Genomic DNA, 15,192 nt, shown 5'->3' with positions numbered 1-15,192 from the left:
TCATGACAGCCAGGTCAGGCACTTCCCAGCGATTACAAGCACATCGGTACAGCACCCCGTAATATTTGCTTACATTCAGCTCCCGTTCAGTTTTACAAAAGCCGATATAGTGCCGCTCCTTTCGCCACACTACACAGGAGCAATCGTATGCCTCCACAGGATGCGCGCATCACAGGCCTCGATCTGTTGCGCGGGCTTGTCATCTTCATGGCCGTTTTTGAGCACTACACCGGTTACCTCAACTACTGGTACATCGATTTCTTCAATCGGGAACATGCCTTGTGGGACAGCTTCTATGTATCACACAAGGCAATGGCGGGACACCTGCTCCCCATGGATCAGCTGACAGCACACGCATCAGCCTGGTTAATCCCCTGGGTCAGCCAGATCTACCTGGCCTTGGCCGCATTCAACCTGAGCCGCCGCGATCAGGCCAACTTCAAACCGCAGCTGGGCAGCAAGCTGGCCCTGTTTGCCAGCATCATACTGATGCTCTATGTCGAAGGGTTGGTCATCGCCCCCAACTTCGGCGAGGCCATCTCGTTCTACCCGGTCATGCTCTGGATGTGCCTGCTGGCGCTCTTCTCCATGGTGTATGCCTGGTTTGGCATCCGCGGCATGCTCCTGCTGACCCTTCTAAGCCTGCTACTGGATCAACTCGGCGTACAGGATCTGCTCGGCCATATCGACAGCTGGATGAAGCTGCACGTTCACCCCGACTATGAGCTGGATGCCCGTCTCGACCTCTTCATGGCCAGTGGCTGTTTCGGCTTTCTCTATGGCTGGTGCTGGCATCAGCGCCCACAATGGCGAGATCGCCTCAACCGTCTGGTACTGACGCTGTCGCTGGTGGCGCTGGCCATCTATCTCATGTTCGGCGAGACAAGCACGGTCGAGCTCAACGACATCTACGCCAACGAACACGAACTGGCGCTGGACATGATCGGCCGAGCCGGGATCTGGGGTATGGAGTTTCTGGTGATCGGTACCGTGCTCTGGCTACACCAACACAATATCCGTCTCTGCTGGCGACCACTCAACTGGATCGGCATGTACTCGCTGACCGTCTTCATCTTCCACAAGAGCATCTTCGTGCACCTGTGGGGCCCCTTGCTACTGTGGTGGACCGCCCGTCAGGGCACCATACTGCCCAACAGTTTTGGCCTTATCATGTTGCTCTGCACCGCCAGCATACTGCTTATTTATGCTTTCCAGCGCTCCGGCATCATCTGTCATCTGATGGGAATGCATCAGGATCGGGACTGGGCGCGGCTATATGGCAAATAAGTATTGGCTGTCGCTGCTAATACTGGTGACGCTACCATTGCAAGCAAAGGAGTTGTTACTGGGCAGCAGCTGGCAACTGGATAGTAACCAGGCCAGTAGTAACGCAACCCAGCACAGCCAACTCTGGTGGGGTTATGAACGGGAGACCCAGGTTGGGCTCCTTTTCACTAACGGAAGCAGTGCCGGGCTGGCACTACCTCTCTATGAAAAGAGTTTTATCGCCTTGGGAGTTGGATCCATGCCAGTGGTTGATAGTACCCGTTTCAGTGCTATGTGGCGCCTGGGATGGCAGCTGGATGATGACCATCAATTGACGTTGTCCCAGCTCGTCGACCTCACTGGCCGTTATGGCCAGCTCTGGTACATGGAGCACAGCCTGCCGCTGCCGGCCGGGCTCTCCCTCAACCTCAGGCTGACCCGGGGCAATCAGGCACACATGGCCGCTTATGATGCTCATGAAGGTTGGCGAGACTGGGGGCTAACCCTGGAGCACAGTTGGGCTTGGCAAAAGTGGCAACTCGACGCAGAAGCGGGTGCCAAGCAGTGGCTCATCAAGGATCGCGATTGGCAACCCGTCGTGAACCTGACCCTGAGCTATCGCTTCAGCTGGTAACACTCACACCACAGGCAACTTCCACGTTTACCAGCGCCCACCTATCTTGGGTCCAGCCAAATGAAAACGCACAGACAGTCAAACCCATCGCATCATTAGGCTCTACAATGCAACTGCTTCCTGCAATCAGGGGGATATCCTGTTGCTGCGCACTCCAGGTTTCCTGACCAAATGGCAACATGCCAACCATGTTGCCAAATTCCATTACAACAGAGTCAATCATCGTCAGCCCTCTTTGCCAGCAAGCCGCACAGCTCAAGCACTAACGCTCTGATCGCGCATGATAAACATCCTCTGTTAGCGACATAACGCTCTCTCGGGATGTCAAAAGGACCACGGTAGCAAGGGCTTGCAACTCAGGCTGAACATCTGTGCCCACAAGCCCTTAACAGGGGAAGAAGGGATTATCTATTGGTACGCAACGTCAGGTCGACTGCGTTCATCAAAGGATGATGATGTCATTGGTGCCGCAGGGGAAAATCCCCTGGCGATAGATATGACTATCTGCCAAACGTCAGGGTGGGAACACCACCATCATCCCGCTCATTGAGCATGCGTGTGAGCGGGGAGTCGCCCGAATAACGGGATCCAGGCTCACTGAGGGAAAATTTGGCCCCCGGTTTTTTTGCCTGCCATGCGTTGCCAAGCTCATCGGCAACCCGCTCCCGCACAGTCAGTGAAGGCTCCTGGTGTGTAATCGCAAACTCTTTGGGAGGGTTGTCTGCAAGAACAGTCGTATCAAACTGCCACAGGGATGCACAGAGCAATAGAGAGAACATAACTACCTCCATCCATCGAAGTCCTCCTTTTTACCGACTCACTGCGTGAGTGTCACCCATAACCCTGTAACCAAATGTTGCTGTCTATCCAAAAGTCTAATTGCCCCCATCAGCCAAAGGTATAAGTTGTTACTTAATTATTAAAAGTATGTATTCAAAGGAGTGACAGATGAGCGAGAGCAAGGTCTACCCGGTCAAACCCCACATCAGCAGCAATGCACTGCTAGACAAGGGCGACTACGCCGCCATGTATCAGGCCTCCGTCGAGGATCCCGATACCTTCTGGGGAGAGCAGGGAAAAATTCTCGACTGGATGAAACCCTATACCAAGGTCAAGAACACCTCCTACGATCCGGGCCATGTCTCCATCAAATGGTTTGAAGATGGCCAGCTCAACGTCTCCGCCAACTGTCTCGATCGCCATCTCGCCGAACGGGGTGACAAGGTCGCCATCATCTGGGAAGGGGACAACCCTGCCGAAGATCGCAAACTCACTTACCGCGAACTGCACAGCGAAGTGTGCAAGTTTGCCAACGTATTGAAAGCACAGGGGGTTCACCGCGGCGACGTGGTCTGCCTCTATATGCCGATGGTACCCGAAGCCGCCATCGCCATGCTGGCCTGTACCCGCATCGGCGCGGTACACAGCATCGTCTTCGGCGGCTTCTCGCCAGAAGCGCTGGCTGGTCGCATCATCGACTCCGGCTCGCGCATCGTGATCACCGCCGACGAGGGACTGCGCGGTGGCCGTCCGGTGCCGCTCAAGAAGAATGTGGATGAAGCGCTCACCAACCCGGAAACCCAGGTCAACAAGGTGATCGTCCTCAAGCGCACCGGCGGCAATGTCGCCTGGCACAATCACCGCGACATCTGGTGGCATGAAGCGACCGCCACCGTCAGCAGCGACTGCCCGCCCGAGGCGATGAACGCCGAAGATCCGCTTTTTATCCTCTATACCTCCGGCTCCACCGGCAAACCCAAGGGGGTGCTGCACACCACCGGCGGCTATCTGGTCTATGCCACCCTCACCTTCAAATATGTGTTCGACTACCACGAAGAGGATATCTACTGGTGTACCGCCGATGTGGGCTGGGTTACCGGTCACTCCTATCTGGTATACGGGCCGCTTGCCAACGGTGCCACCACCATCATGTTCGAAGGGGTGCCCAACTACCCTGCCACCAACCGCATGAGTCAGGTGGTGGACAAGCACCAGGTCACTATTCTCTATACCGCCCCCACCGCCATCCGCGCCCTGATGGCCAAAGGCACCGAAGCCGTCACCGGCACGTCACGCCAGAGCCTGCGCATCATGGGCTCGGTGGGTGAACCCATCAACCCGGAAGCCTGGGAGTGGTACTACCGCACCATTGGTGACGAGCGCTGCCCCATTGTCGATACCTGGTGGCAAACCGAAACCGGCGGCATCCTGATTACGCCGCTGCCCGGCGTCACCGACCTGAAACCGGGCTCGGCGACTCGTCCCTTCTTCGGGGTGCAACCGGCGCTGGTCGACAACATGGGCGAGCCGCTGGAGGGGGCCACCGAGGGCAATCTGGTGATCACCGACTCCTGGCCGGGCCAGATGCGCACCGTGTTCGGCGATCACGAGCGCTTCGAGCAGACCTACTTCTCCACCTTCCCGGGCCGCTACTTCACCGGCGACGGTGCCCGTCGCGACGAGGACGGCTACTACTGGATCACCGGTCGGGTGGATGATGTACTGAACGTCTCCGGCCACCGCATGGGTACCGCCGAAATTGAATCGGCGCTGGTGGCCCATCCCAAGATCGCTGAAGCGGCGGTGGTGGGGGTGCCCCACGAGATCAAGGGTCAGGGTATCTATGCCTATGTCACCCTGATCGCCGGAGAAGAGCCAAGCCGCGAGCTGCACAAAGAGGTGAAGGAGTGGGTGCGTAAGGAGATCGGTGCCATTGCCACGCCGGATGTCATTCACTGGGCGGAGGGGCTGCCGAAGACCCGTTCCGGCAAGATCATGCGTCGCATCTTGCGCAAGATCGCCACCGGCGAGACCGACAGCCTGGGGGATATCTCCACCCTGGCGGATCCGGGGGTGGTAGACAAACTCATTCGCGAGAAGTCGGAAGCTGCCTGATCCCGCTTCGTTTGTTGCTCAACAAAGCCGGCCTTGTGCCGGCTTTGTCGTTTCTTATCCGCCAGCAAACAGCAAGGCGGTAGCTACGGAGCCTTGTCGACCAAAATGTGCAATAAATAGCCAGATGTAGAGATTAGACCAGTAAAATGCTGCTAATTTTCACGAAATCAATATAATTGCGAAATCTGTGTGCCAGGGCACACCGATTTGCGCAGAAAATGGCTAGATTTCTGGTAGTCCACAAGATAGCTGATAGATAGCAGCATTATCATCGAGGATGTACTCAATATGTCGCAAAATCACCGAATTCTCCTGCTCAACGGACCAAACCTGAATCTGCTGGGCAAACGGGAACCGGGTATCTACGGCAGCAAGACGCTTGATGAGATCGTCGCCGATCTGAAGCTTAACGCCAGCGAACTCGGTGTCACTCTGGAACATCTGCAATCCAACGCCGAACATGAGTTGGTCAGCCGCATCCATCAGGCCATGGGTCAGGTGGATTTCATCATCATCAATCCGGCCGCCTTCACCCACACCAGCGTCGCCATCCGCGATGCGCTGCTGGGTGTCGCCATCCCCTTTATCGAGGTTCACCTGTCAAACGTTCATGCCAGGGAGCCGTTTCGTCATCACTCCTATCTGTCTGATGTCGCCAAAGGGGTCATTTGTGGTCTGGGGGCCGATGGCTATCAATTCGCTTTAACCGCGGCCGTGCGCCATCTGCACGCGGCTTGATAATCACTGATCAGATAAAGAAGAAAGAGAATGCTAATGGATATCCGCAAAATCAAGAAGCTGATTGAACTGGTTGAAGAGTCCGGCATCGCCGAACTGGAGATCTCCGAAGGTGAAGAGTCCGTTCGCATCAGCCGCAACTTCGCAGGCCAGGTCACTGCCGCACCGCAGATGATCATGCAGCAAGCAGCCGCTCCGGTTGCCGCTCCAGCCGCCGCCCCGGTTGCCGCTGCGCCGGCCGCAGATGCCGCACCGAGCGGTCACCTGATGCGCTCTCCCATGGTTGGCTCCTTCTACCGCTCCTCCAGCCCGGAAGCCAAGCCGTTCGTGGAAGTGGGTCAGCAAGTCAATGTCGGCGATACCCTGTGCATCGTCGAAGCCATGAAAATGATGAACCAAATCGAGTCTGACAAGGCCGGTGTGATCAAAGCGATCCTGGTTGAAAATGGTCAGGCCGTCGAATTTGACGAGCCGCTGTTCATCATCGAATAAGGGAAATCGCCACCCATGTTGGACAAAGTAGTCATCGCCAACCGCGGTGAAATTGCCCTGCGGATCCTGCGCGCCTGCAAAGAGCTCGGGATAAAGACAGTGGCCGTTCACTCCACCGCCGACCGGGAGCTCAAACATGTGCTGCTGGCCGACGAATCCATCTGTATCGGCAAACCAGCCAGTACCGACTCCTACCTCAACGTTCCGGCCATCATCGCCGCCGCCGAGGTGACCGGTGCCGTGGCCATCCACCCGGGTTACGGCTTCCTTTCCGAGAACGCCGATTTTGCCGAAGTGGTCGAAAAATCCGGCTTCATCTTCATCGGCCCGCGCGCCGAGACCATCCGCCTGATGGGTGACAAAGTCTCCGCCATCGAAGCGATGAAGAAGGCAGGCGTACCGTGTGTACCGGGCTCTGACGGTCCGGTGGACAACGACACCAAGCGCAACGCCGCCATTGCCAAGCGCATCGGCTATCCGGTGATCATCAAGGCCGCCGGTGGCGGCGGTGGTCGTGGCATGCGCGTGGTACGCAGCGAGGCCGAGCTAGCCTCCGCCATTGCCCTAACCAAATCCGAAGCAGGCCAGTTCTTCAAGAACGACATGGTCTACATGGAGAAGTACCTGGAAAACCCGCGCCACATCGAAATTCAGGTGTTGGCAGACGGCCAGGGCAACGCCCTCTATCTGGGCGAGCGTGACTGCTCCATGCAGCGTCGCCACCAGAAAGTGGTGGAAGAGGCGCCGGCACCCGGCATCACCGCCGAAATGCGCAAGTTCATCGGCGAGCGCTGTGTGCGCGCCTGTATCGAGATCGGCTACCGCGGTGCGGGTACTTTCGAGTTCCTGTACGAGAACGGCGAGTTCTATTTCATCGAAATGAACACCCGTATCCAGGTTGAGCATCCGGTCACCGAGATGGTCACCGGTATCGATCTGATCAAGGAGCAGCTGCGCATCGCCGCCGGTCAGCCCCTGTCGATCACCCAGCAGGATATCCGCATCCGTGGTCATGCCATCGAGTGCCGGATCAACGCCGAAGATCCGGCCACCTTCATGCCCTCTCCGGGTCTGGTGCAGCGCTTCCACGCGCCGGGTGGTCTGGGCGTGCGTTGGGACTCCCACATCTATGCCGGTTACAAGGTACCGCCCCACTATGATTCGATGATCGGCAAGCTGATCTGCTACGGCGAGAATCGTGACATTGCCATCGCCCGCATGCGCCATGCGCTGGACGAGCTGGTAGTGGAAGGGATCAAGACCAACGTACCGCTGCAAAAAGAGATCATGAAAGACGAAAACTTCCAGCACGGTGGCACCAATATCCACTACCTGCACAAGAAGTTAGGTCTGTAAGGATCGCTGATAGAGACCCGATGACATTGCACGGTGGCAGTACCAACGCCCACTATCTGCACAAGAAGTTGGGTCTGTAAGGATCTCTGATAGAGACCGGACTTCCGGTGGAAGTCTGCTCCGCAAGGAGCCTCTGCTGAAAAAGGGCCATGGCGACATGGCCCTTTTTTGTTATCCTTGCGCCCCTCAAAATTGTCGGAGGCCAAGGTGAACCGTTTTGCTCTCGCCCGCCGGGAAGCAGCTTTCTGCCTGCTGCTGACCCTACTCTATTTTCTTGCCTGGTATGGCACGGCTTATCTGATCCCGGAAGAGATCGAATGCTGGGACATTCCCCTTTGGTTCCTGCTCAGTTGCGTGGCGATGCCACTGCTGTTCATCGCACTATGTGCCCTGATGGTGGATCGACTGTTTGTGGATATCCCCCTCGATACCCCAGCCCCTTCCGGCAAGGAGTCATCCCATGAATCTTGAGCTGATGCTGCCGCTCTTCATCTATCTGGTGCTGGTGCTGGGGGTGGGTTTCTGGGCCAGCCGTCATAGAGCTGAAGGCAACTTCGTGCAGGAGTACTTCATCGGCAACCGCAGCATGGGCGGGCTGGTGCTGGCGATGACGCTAGTGGCCACCTACACCTCGGCCTCCTCCTTTATCGGTGGGCCGGGCGCGGCCTACAAGATCGGTCTGGGCTGGGTGTTGCTGGCGATGATCCAGCTGCCCACCGTCTGGCTCACTCTGGGAGTACTGGGCAAGAAGTTCGCCATCATCGCCCGCCGGGTCAATGCGGTGACCATCAACGACATGCTGTGGGCCCGCTATCAGAGCAAGGCAGTGGTGATCCTCGGCTCCGTTACTATCATCCTCGCCTTTATCGCGACCATGGTGGTGCAGTTTATCGGCGGTGCCCGCCTGCTGGAGACCGCCACCGGGCTCTCCTACCAGCAGGGGTTGATGCTGTTTGCCAGCTGTGTGCTGCTCTACACCATCATCGGCGGCTTCCGCGCCGTGGTGATGACTGATGCCCTGCAGGGGATCATCATGCTGATCGGCACCGGCGCCCTGCTGGCAGGAATTCTGATTGCCGGTGACGGCCTGCCGAACCTCATCCACCAGCTCAGGGAGATCGATCCCAAGCTGGTAAGCCCGCAAGGGGCCGGCGACATGCTGACCCAGCCCTTTATGCTGAGCTTCTGGATCCTGGTCTGTGTCGGGGTGGTGGGGCTGCCCCACTCGGCATTGCGCTGTTTTGGCTATCGCGACAGCAAGGCGCTCCATCGTGGCATTCTGATCGGCACCGTGGTCAGCGCCCTGCTGATGTTCGGCATGCATCTGGCTGGCGCCCTCGGCCGCGCCATCCTGCCCGGCATGGACAGCCCGGACAAGATCATGCCCTCCCTGATGATGGAAGTGCTGCCCCCCTGGCTGGCCGGGGTCTTCCTGGCTGCGCCGATGGCGGCCATCATGTCCACCATCGACTCCCAGCTGATCCAGGCTTCCGCCACTCTGGTGAAGGATCTCTACCTCAACTATCTGAGTCCAAAGCAGGAGAAGCTGGAAGTGCGCATTCCCCGCCTCTCTCTGCTCTGCACCCTGATCTTGGGCACTCTGGTGCTGCTAGCGGCGTTGCAACCGCCCGAGATGATCATCTGGCTCAACCTGCTCGCCTTTGGCGGTCTGCAGGCGGTGTTCCTCTGGCCACTGGTGCTCGGCCTCTACTGGTCGCGGGCCAACGGCCCGGGCGCGCTGGCCAGCATGGTAAGCGGCATCGTCAGCTATGGGGTACTGAGTCAGTGGGGGATCAAGCTGGCTGGCCTGCACGCCATCGTGCCAAGCCTCACGCTGGCGCTGGTCGTCTTTATCACGGTCAGCCTGCTGACGGCACCGCCCTCGCGGGAAGTGCGCGAGCTTTTCGGGCAGAAATAATAAAAATATAAATTAGGGTTTCCAAAACTATCCCCAAATAGGTGTTTTCCGGTTAGACTGTGCGCCAAGTCACAGAACGTAGCCGCTGTATGCCCGTTAAAGCCACTCGACAAGTCGTTACTCAAGCCCTGCAGCGGCTCGGTTATGCCCTGCTGCTGCCCGTCTCCATCCTGCCGATGGCGGCGTTGATCTACCGGCTTGGGCAACCCGACGGGCTCGATTTGGCGGTGCTCTCCCTCACCGGTCAGGCGATCTTCAGCCAGATGCCGCTTATCTATGCGGTGGCGATCGCCTTTGGCCTGAGTCGGCAGGAGCTGGGCGGACAGACGCTGGCGGGGGCGGTCAACTTCCTGCTGCTCAGCACAGCTTTCAATACGCTAGCCCCCAACCTGCACGCCGACATGATCTGCGGCCTGCTGGCGGGACTCACCACCGCCATTATCTATCCCTGGGTTCACCAGCAAACGCTGCCCCGCTGGCTGCAGATCGCCAGGGGGGAGTTTCCCAGCCTGCTGGTGTCGGCCTTGGCCTGCCTGCTGATCGCCATCCCCCTCTCGCTGCTGTGGCCGCCACTGGAGCGCGGGCTGACCCTGCTCACCTCCGAGCTGCTTACCACGCCGTTTGGCGCCTTCTGCTACGGCACCCTCAACCGCTTGCTGATCCCGCTCGGGCTGCATCAGGTATTGGGTAGCGTCATCGGCCTTGGCGAGAGCAACCTGCAGGCGCTGGCCACCGCCCAACCCCTTCATGAAGGGTATGTGGCCGGTCTCTACCCCATCATCATGTTCGGCCTGCCGGGCGCCTGTTTTGCCATCTGGCTGCACCGCCAACGGATGCAGCGGCTGCCACAGGGCGGGCTGCTGCTCACCCTGGCGCTCACCTCGGCACTGGTGGGTATCACAGAGCCTATCGAATTTCTGTTCGCCTTTACCGCCCCTTGGCTGTTTCTCGCCCACGCCCTGCTGACCGGGCTATCGCTCGCTGTCTGTAGCGGGCTGGGGATCAAGGTGGGCAGTTACTTCTCCGCCGGTATGCTGGATCTGGTGCTGAGCTATCAGGCTGGGGAGCACAGCTTCTGGCTCATTCCGGTCGGTATCCTGTTTTTCGTCGCCTACACCCTGCTCTTTTACCAACTGCTGGAGCGCGCCCCCCTCAGCATGCCGAGCAAGCCCATCGCGGTGGAGCATCCGCGCCTTGCCAGCGTTGCCCCCTCAGACCCGCAGATGCTGGCGATCCAGTATCTCAAGGTACTGGGCGGGATGGACAATCTGGTGGCGATGAGTGTCTGTATCACCCGCCTCAGCCTGCGGGTGCGCGATATTTCACTGGTGGATGAATCTCGCCTGCTGGGCCTGGGCTGCCTCTCCTGGATCCAGCTCAACGACCACCAGCTGGTGCTGGTGCTGGGCCCCAGCGCCAGCCTGATTGAAGGGCAGATCCGCATGCTGGCAGAGCGCCAGTCGGTCCCCCTCGGCCTCAAACCCAATCAGGAGTCGGCCAGCCAGAGCAGCTGGTAACTCAAGCAAACGGCAACCGCTCGGCCACGAAATCCATCAGGGTGCGCAGAGCGGGGGCCAGATGCTCCCGACTCGGATAGATTAGGTAGAACGGGTTGGCCGGAATGGGCTGATCCGGCAACACCTTCTGCAGCCGCCCCGCGGCCAAATCCCCTTCACAGACATGGTGGGGCAAAAGGGCAATCCCCCCGTCATGAAGTGCCATCTCCCGCAGCGCCAGCAAGCTGTTGCTGACACAGGCCCCCTGCGGCCGCCAGCCACCCTCCTGCAATGGCCACACCGGCATGGCCGAGTGCACCAGACAGGCATAGCGGCCCAGCTCGCTCAGCTGTTGCGGCATGCCGTGGGCCGCCAGATAGGCAGGTGCGGCCACCAGATGGCGTGCCACCTGACCGATGCGCCGACAGATGAGGCTGGAGTCTTTCAGCGGCGCCGCCCGCAGCGCCAGATCGTAACCCTCCCCCACCAGATCGAGCTGTTCGTCACTCAGGGTCAACTCCAGCACCACTTCGGGATAGAGAGCGCGAAACTCGGCGAGGATCCGGCCAAGCAATAGAGTACCGGTCGCCTCGGGGGCAGTGATCCGCACCCGCCCCGCCGGGGCCGAGCGCAGCCGTGCCATCGCCAGATTGGCACTGCGGGCCAGTGCCAGCAGCCCCTGACAGTGCTCCACATAGAGCTCCCCCTGCGGGGTCAGGCTCAACCTGCGGGTGGTGCGCTGCAACAGCCGTACCCCGAGCTGGGATTCGAGCCGCGAGATCTTCTGGCTCACCGATGACTTGGGCATACCGAGCAGCTCGGCAGCCCGGGTAAAGCTCCCCTGCTCCACCACGGTGGCAAACAGCCCCATCAACTCCAGATCGACATTGTTCATATATTCAAACAGTCTTTACCGATTACCCATCTTAATCTTGATAATCAACCAGACTAGAGTGAGTGGCAATCCCGAACACAGCGATTTGAAAGGAAAAACCATGAAAGCCATTGCCCTGACTCACTATCTGCCAAGCGACCACCCCGACTGCTTCATCGCCGCCAACCTGCCCGATCCGGTTCCGGGCCCGCGGGATCTGCTGGTGCGGGTCACCGCCACCTCCGTCAATCCAGTAGATACCAAGGTGCGCTCCCCCAAGGCCAAAATTGAAAGCTCGCCCCGGGTGCTGGGCTGGGATGCGGTGGGGGAAGTGATCGCCACCGGCAGCGAAGTGACCCTGTTCAAGGCGGGCGACCGAGTCTGGTATGCCGGTGATATCAGCCGCCCGGGCAGCAACAGCGCCCTGCAACTGGTGGATGAGCGCATCGCCGCCATCGCCCCCACCAGCTTGAGCGATGTGGAGGCCGCCGCCCTGCCGCTGACCGCCATCACCGCCTGGGAGACCCTGTTCGAGCGCTTTGCCCTCACCCGCGAGAGCCGTGGCAAACTGCTGATCATCGGCGGCGCCGGTGGCGTAGGCTCCATCGCCATCCAGCTGGCCCGCCAGCTCACCGGCATGGAGGTGATTGCTACTGCCTCCCGCCCCGAGAGCCGTGAGTGGTGCCTCGAGATGGGCGCCCATCAGGTCGTAAACCACCACAAGTTGCAGGAGGAGCTGACCGCCCTTGGCATCACTCAGGTCGATGCCATCTTCTGCACCAACGCCACCGCCGAGCACTGGGCTACCATGGCAGGGCTGATCCGCCCATTTGGCCATATCTGCACCATCGCTGAATCGAGCGAGCCGTGGGATCTCTCCCTGCTCAAGAGCAAGAGCGTCACCTTCAGCCAGGAGTTCATGTTCACCCGCTCCCTGTTCCAGACCCCGGACATGATCGAACAGCACCGCTTGCTCGGCCGGGTGGCGGCACTGGTCGATGAAGGGGTATTGCAGACCACCCTGACCAGAACCATCCCGTCACTGACCCCGGTCACGCTGGCTCAGGCCCATGCCGAGGTGGAAGCAGGCCGCATGGTAGGCAAGCTGGTGATCGACATGAGCGGCTTTGCCAACTAAGCCCTCCAACGCACCATGATGGGATAAGTTCACCAAGGAGATGCCCCAAACGGGCACAATCAGCGGCACTCATGACAGCCTGTGGCAGACCAACGTCCGACAATCAGCCAAAAAAGAGGCCATTTCGCGAGAAATGGCCTGAATACCTGAACATTGGGGTAACAATCACACACATATCCTTATGCAGGACATATTAGTCTTTGCATCTGGCGTGCCAACAGCAGCATGAATGCGCCAAAACGGCGTCAGCCCGTCCTTGAGCAAGGTGCCGACCTTGCTCTTTTTTTATCTGGCAGACTGTTTACTAGGCAAACAAGTGCAGATAAAAAAATGCCACCCGAGGGTGGCAGTGAAAGATGACGGAACTTGAGCAAAGCGTTCAGCGAAAACCGGTCGTCTTCGCCTGCATAGAGCAATACAGGAACCGTGCCAATCCGGCAAAAGCCCCCGTATCCCTCCACGTCATGGGCAAACCACGACAGCACTGCCCCATGATGGTAGAATCTCGCGGTTTCACATTTATGAAGAGTCGACGCCATGCCCTGGATACAAATTCGAATCAACGCCACTGCCAAGACCGCAGACAAGGTGAGCAACATGCTGCTGGGGCGTGGAGCCCAGGCGGTGACCTTTATGGATGCCAAGGATGTGCCCGTCTATGAACCCATGCCCGGTGAAACCCCGCTCTGGGGCGAGACCGAAGTGATGGGGCTGTTCGATGCCGAAACCGATCCGGCCCCCACTATCGCCTTCTTCCAGCAGATCTTCGGCGAAAATGTCGGCTACAAGGTCGAGCAGCTGGAAGACAAGGACTGGGTGCGCGAGTGGATGGATCACTTCCACCCCATGCAGTTTGGCGAGCGCCTCTGGATCTGCCCGAGCTGGCGCGATGTGCCGAACCCCGATGCAGTCAACGTCATGCTGGATCCGGGTCTGGCCTTCGGTACCGGTACCCACCCCACCACCGCCCTTTGCCTGCAGTGGCTGGACGGGCTGGATCTGGCCGGTAAAACCGTGGTCGACTTTGGCTGTGGCTCCGGCATTCTCGGCATCGCCGCCCTGAAACTGGGTGCTGCCCGCGTCATCGGCATCGACATCGACCCGCAGGCCATTCAGGCCAGCCGCGACAACGCCGCACGCAACGGCGTCGCCGACCAGATTGAGCTCTACCTGCCGGCCGACCAGCCGCAAGATGTCGAAGCGGACGTGGTGGTCGCCAATATCCTGGCAGGCCCGCTGCGCGAACTGGCTCCGCTGATCGCCGGCCACGGCAAGCCGGGCAGCCTGATGGCCCTCTCCGGCGTGCTGGAGAGCCAGGCCCCGGAACTGGAAACTATCTACGGCCAGTGGTTCGAGATGGACCCGACCGCAGTCAAGGAGGAGTGGTGCCGCCTCTCCGGCCGCAAGCACGGCTAAACATAGCTCCCACTCTCAAGGCGGCAAGTCAGCATCTTTATTAAACAAGAGCACCCACGGGTGCTCTTGTTGTTTCTCCCCCCTTTCCTACTCTGGGGGACGGTTCACGCTTCTCTGGCCAATAAGGGATTAACATCGTTCTTCCACATCATTGAGGCCCTGCCATGAGCGAATACCAGAAGATGATTAGCAGCCAACCGTACAACTGCATGGCACCCGAGCTGGCCCTGTTGCGCCGGGAAGCGGCACGGCGCTATCGCCGTTTCAATCAGGCGGAAGATGAGGCAGAGCAGCGGGCACTACTGGCGGAGCTGATTGGCAAATTGGCTGAGAATGCCTTTATCTGCCCGCCCCTCTACTGTACCTATGGCCGCCACATCCACCTGGGCAAGGACTCCTACATCAATATGGGAGCGACCCTGCTGGACAATGCCCCCATTCGCATCGGCGCCCATGTGATGATTGGGCCAAACGTGCAGATCTATACCGCAGCCCATGCGCTGGAGGCCGACGAACGGATTCAGGGCACAGAGACGGCACTGCCGGTCACCATTGAAGACAAGGTCTGGATTGGGGGCGGCGCCATCTTGCTGCCCGGCGTCACCATAGGGCGGGAGGCGATCGTCGGCGCGGGTGCCGTAGTCACCAAAGATGTACCGGCCGGTGCTCGGGTAGTCGGCAACCCGGCCCGGATCCTGCCAGCCACAAACAGGGCATAAGGCAGCCAACCGGGTTGTATGCCGATACCGCCATCAACTCACAACAGCCCCGACACCCCATAAAAAAATAAAGCCCAATGTCACGAAGACGTTGGGCTGTTAAAAGGTGCTACGGAATTGCGACTCTCATCGCAGAAAAATTAGAAGGAGTGCCCTTCTAAACTGGCAGGGAGATATTAGCGAATGCGCAAACGTTTTACATAGTGAAATACCACAGGATTGCGAGGTACATCGCACTATTTAAATAATT

General features: G+C 59.0%; 15 protein-coding genes. 12 read left to right on the top strand and 3 right to left on the bottom strand.

Features of this window, described 5'->3' with window-relative positions; translation table 11 throughout:
• The first annotated feature begins 147 nt into the window (after positions 1-147).
• Both G5221_RS17070 and G5221_RS17065 read left to right on the top strand, forming a co-directional pair.
• Positions 148-1,287 (top strand): hypothetical protein, encoded by a 1,140-nt coding sequence (locus G5221_RS17070; RefSeq protein WP_227341298.1) that lies wholly within the window; start codon positions 148-150, stop codon positions 1,285-1,287.
• A complete protein-coding gene (locus G5221_RS17065; protein WP_227341299.1) occupies positions 1,277-1,900 on the top strand; it encodes a MipA/OmpV family protein in 624 nt (207 codons plus the stop codon). The genes G5221_RS17070 and G5221_RS17065 overlap by 11 nt, the downstream gene beginning before the upstream one ends.
• Here the strand turns inward: G5221_RS17065 and G5221_RS17060 are convergent.
• The gene (locus G5221_RS17060) at positions 1,890-2,123 is read right to left on the bottom strand and encodes a hypothetical protein (protein ID WP_216951968.1); all 234 of its coding nucleotides are present in this window, start codon (positions 2,121-2,123) and stop codon (positions 1,890-1,892) included. The two genes, G5221_RS17065 and G5221_RS17060, sit on opposite strands and share 11 nt — an antisense overlap.
• Before the next feature lie 277 nt (positions 2,124-2,400).
• Positions 2,401-2,679 (bottom strand): hypothetical protein, encoded by a 279-nt coding sequence (locus G5221_RS17055; protein ID WP_227341301.1) that lies wholly within the window; start codon positions 2,677-2,679, stop codon positions 2,401-2,403.
• Positions 2,680-2,848: 169 nt separating this feature from the next.
• On the opposite strand from G5221_RS17055, the gene acs reads away from it, so the two are divergent.
• The 7 genes from acs (at position 2,849) to G5221_RS17020 (ending at position 10,816) form a co-directional block, all read left to right on the top strand.
• Positions 2,849-4,795 (top strand): acetate--CoA ligase, encoded by a 1,947-nt coding sequence (gene acs / locus G5221_RS17050; RefSeq protein WP_139740027.1) that lies wholly within the window; start codon positions 2,849-2,851, stop codon positions 4,793-4,795.
• A 288-nt stretch (positions 4,796-5,083) separates the two neighbouring features.
• Entirely contained in the window at positions 5,084-5,533 is a 450-nt protein-coding gene (gene aroQ, locus G5221_RS17045) for a type II 3-dehydroquinate dehydratase (RefSeq protein ID WP_216979390.1), read from the top strand.
• Between the two features lie 36 nt (positions 5,534-5,569).
• A complete protein-coding gene (gene accB, locus G5221_RS17040) occupies positions 5,570-6,025 on the top strand; it encodes an acetyl-CoA carboxylase biotin carboxyl carrier protein (RefSeq protein WP_216951971.1) in 456 nt (151 codons plus the stop codon).
• A 15-nt stretch (positions 6,026-6,040) separates the two neighbouring features.
• Positions 6,041-7,381 carry an acetyl-CoA carboxylase biotin carboxylase subunit gene (gene accC, locus G5221_RS17035; RefSeq protein ID WP_216951972.1) on the top strand — a complete coding sequence of 447 codons (1,341 nt, stop codon included), beginning with the start codon at positions 6,041-6,043 and terminating at the stop codon, positions 7,379-7,381.
• Positions 7,382-7,588: 207 nt separating this feature from the next.
• Entirely contained in the window at positions 7,589-7,852 is a 264-nt protein-coding gene (locus G5221_RS17030) for a DUF997 family protein (protein WP_254204220.1), read from the top strand.
• Positions 7,842-9,299, top strand: a complete 1,458-nt coding sequence (panF, locus tag G5221_RS17025; RefSeq protein WP_421172937.1) for a sodium/pantothenate symporter — start codon at positions 7,842-7,844, stop codon at positions 9,297-9,299. The genes G5221_RS17030 and panF overlap by 11 nt, the downstream gene beginning before the upstream one ends.
• An 89-nt stretch (positions 9,300-9,388) precedes the next feature.
• Entirely contained in the window at positions 9,389-10,816 is a 1,428-nt protein-coding gene (locus tag G5221_RS17020; RefSeq protein WP_421263616.1) for a PTS transporter subunit EIIC, read from the top strand.
• 1 nt (position 10,817) lies between these two features.
• Here the strand turns inward: G5221_RS17020 and G5221_RS17015 are convergent, their stop codons facing one another.
• Entirely contained in the window at positions 10,818-11,690 is an 873-nt protein-coding gene (locus G5221_RS17015; protein WP_005358412.1) for a LysR family transcriptional regulator, read from the bottom strand.
• Between the two features lie 100 nt (positions 11,691-11,790).
• Here G5221_RS17015 and G5221_RS17010 point away from each other — a divergent pair, with 100 nt between their 5' ends.
• The 3 genes from G5221_RS17010 (at position 11,791) to G5221_RS17000 (ending at position 14,942) form a co-directional block, all read left to right on the top strand.
• A complete protein-coding gene (locus tag G5221_RS17010; RefSeq protein WP_181223327.1) occupies positions 11,791-12,807 on the top strand; it encodes a zinc-binding alcohol dehydrogenase family protein in 1,017 nt (338 codons plus the stop codon).
• A 537-nt stretch (positions 12,808-13,344) separates the two neighbouring features.
• Entirely contained in the window at positions 13,345-14,223 is an 879-nt protein-coding gene (gene prmA, locus G5221_RS17005) for a 50S ribosomal protein L11 methyltransferase (RefSeq protein ID WP_005349476.1), read from the top strand.
• 164 nt (positions 14,224-14,387) lie between these two features.
• Positions 14,388-14,942, top strand: a complete 555-nt coding sequence (locus G5221_RS17000; RefSeq protein ID WP_167556678.1) for a sugar O-acetyltransferase — start codon at positions 14,388-14,390, stop codon at positions 14,940-14,942.
• The last annotated feature ends 250 nt before the right edge of the window (positions 14,943-15,192 follow it).

The sequence above is a fragment of the Aeromonas sp. 602200 genome (assembly GCF_049173895.1).
In the GTDB taxonomy this organism is placed as follows: Bacteria; Pseudomonadota; Gammaproteobacteria; order Enterobacterales; family Aeromonadaceae; genus Aeromonas; species Aeromonas veronii_A.
Note: the sequence above shows the minus strand (reverse complement) of the source record. Positions and strands in the feature narration are given on the sequence as shown.

Coding starts and splice junctions, on each gene's coding strand:
- G5221_RS17070 (WP_227341298.1), top strand. CDS start 148: ATGCCTCCACAGGATGCGCGCATCACAGGCCTCGATCTGTTGCGCGGG.
- G5221_RS17065 (WP_227341299.1), top strand. CDS start 1,277: ATGGCAAATAAGTATTGGCTGTCGCTGCTAATACTGGTGACGCTACCA.
- G5221_RS17060 (WP_216951968.1), bottom strand. CDS start 2,123: ATGATTGACTCTGTTGTAATGGAATTTGGCAACATGGTTGGCATGTTG.
- G5221_RS17055 (WP_227341301.1), bottom strand. CDS start 2,679: ATGTTCTCTCTATTGCTCTGTGCATCCCTGTGGCAGTTTGATACGACT.
- acs (WP_139740027.1), top strand. CDS start 2,849: ATGAGCGAGAGCAAGGTCTACCCGGTCAAACCCCACATCAGCAGCAAT.
- aroQ (WP_216979390.1), top strand. CDS start 5,084: ATGTCGCAAAATCACCGAATTCTCCTGCTCAACGGACCAAACCTGAAT.
- accB (WP_216951971.1), top strand. CDS start 5,570: ATGGATATCCGCAAAATCAAGAAGCTGATTGAACTGGTTGAAGAGTCC.
- accC (WP_216951972.1), top strand. CDS start 6,041: ATGTTGGACAAAGTAGTCATCGCCAACCGCGGTGAAATTGCCCTGCGG.
- panF (WP_421172937.1), top strand. CDS start 7,842: ATGAATCTTGAGCTGATGCTGCCGCTCTTCATCTATCTGGTGCTGGTG.
- G5221_RS17020 (WP_421263616.1), top strand. CDS start 9,389: ATGCCCGTTAAAGCCACTCGACAAGTCGTTACTCAAGCCCTGCAGCGG.
- G5221_RS17015 (WP_005358412.1), bottom strand. CDS start 11,690: ATGAACAATGTCGATCTGGAGTTGATGGGGCTGTTTGCCACCGTGGTG.
- G5221_RS17010 (WP_181223327.1), top strand. CDS start 11,791: ATGAAAGCCATTGCCCTGACTCACTATCTGCCAAGCGACCACCCCGAC.
- prmA (WP_005349476.1), top strand. CDS start 13,345: ATGCCCTGGATACAAATTCGAATCAACGCCACTGCCAAGACCGCAGAC.
- G5221_RS17000 (WP_167556678.1), top strand. CDS start 14,388: ATGAGCGAATACCAGAAGATGATTAGCAGCCAACCGTACAACTGCATG.